This window comes from Massilia sp. CT11-108 (assembly GCF_047302915.1).
Lineage (GTDB): Bacteria > Pseudomonadota > Gammaproteobacteria > Burkholderiales > Burkholderiaceae_D > Telluria > Telluria orientalis.
In genome coordinates, this window is sequence record NZ_JBKYMO010000915.1 from 1 (window position 1) to 1,326 (window position 1,326).

Here is a 1,326-nt window from a genome sequence, read left to right on the forward strand (position 1 = left end):
CGCCCGCTTCGGCCTGCCCGCGTTCCCGACCACGACGATCGGCTCGTTTCCGCAAACCCCCGCCATCCGCGCCGCACGTGCGGCGTGGCGCCGCGGCGAGCTGGCGGATACCGCGTACGACACCGCGATGCGCGCCGAGATCGCCCATGCCGTGCAGGTGCAGGAAAACCTCGGGCTGGACGTCCTCGTCCACGGCGAGGCCGAGCGCAACGACATGGTCGAATACTTCGGCGAGCAACTGGACGGTTTCGCGTTCAGCGCCAACGGCTGGGTGCAGTCGTACGGCTCGCGCTGCGTGAAGCCGCCCGTGCTGTACGGCGACGTGGCCCGCCCCGCGCCGATGACGGTGGCGTGGACCGCGTACGCGCAAAGCCTCACGGCGCGGCCGCTGAAGGGCATGCTGACGGGGCCTGTCACGATCCTGCAATGGTCGTTCGTGCGCGACGACCAGCCGCGCGCCCTCACCTGCGCCCAGATCGCGCTGGCGATCCGCGCCGAAGTCACCGACCTGGAACGGGCCGGCATCGGCATCGTGCAAATCGACGAGCCGGCGCTGCGCGAAGGCCTGCCGCTGCGCCGCGCCAGCCGCGGCGCCTACCTGGACTGGGCCGGTCGCGCATTCCGCATCGCTGCGAGCGGCGTCGCCGACGCGACGCAGATCCACACCCACATGTGCTACGCCGAGTTCAACGACATCCTGCCGGCCATCGCGGCGCTGGACGCCGACGTGATCACGATCGAGACGAGCCGCTCGGACATGGAACTGCTGGCCGGTTTCGGCGCGTTCGCGTACCCGAACGAGATCGGCCCAGGCGTGTACGACATCCACTCGCCGCGCGTTCCGGCGACGTCCGACATGGTGCGCCTGCTGCGCAAGGCGAGCGCCGTCGTGCCGGCGGACCGGCTGTGGGTGAACCCGGACTGCGGGCTCAAGACGCGGGCCTGGCCGGAGACCGAAGCGGCGCTGCGCAACATGGTGGCGGCGGCGCGGCTGTTGCGGGACGAAGCGCGTGGTGGGCAGGTACAGGCGGCCTAGACCGGGTGAATACCGCGCGTGGTGAAATAGGCCTCCAGCGTATCCCGCTCCCCAGCCCGGTCCACCAGCGCGACATACGTATCCGGCCGCACGAGATAGACCGCGTCGCGCACGAGACCGGCCGCCTGGCAAGCGTCGCACCAGTCGTAGCGGTACAGTTCGATGCCGCGCCCGGCGCACCAGGTCTGCAGCGCCGGCGCCGCCTCGCCGTACACGTGCACCTGCCAGGCGATCGCCGCGAGCGGCGCGTGGTTGTCCGGGCCGCCGCCGTAGCCCGCCCACGGCAGCCG

Annotated in this window: 1 protein-coding gene and 1 pseudogene; one reads left to right on the forward strand and one right to left on the reverse strand. The window is 71.5% G+C overall.

Going from position 1 to position 1,326, the window contains the following annotated elements; all coding sequences use genetic code 11:
- Positions 1-1,036, forward strand: a 1,036-nt coding sequence (metE, locus tag ACEN88_RS31950) for a 5-methyltetrahydropteroyltriglutamate--homocysteine S-methyltransferase (RefSeq protein WP_413346208.1), incomplete at its 5' end; no start/stop codon positions are given.
- Here metE and ACEN88_RS31955 read toward each other — a convergent pair.
- Positions 1,033-1,326, reverse strand: a pseudogene (locus ACEN88_RS31955) (FAD-dependent oxidoreductase); the annotation flags it as partial. The gene metE and the pseudogene ACEN88_RS31955 overlap by 4 nt on opposite strands.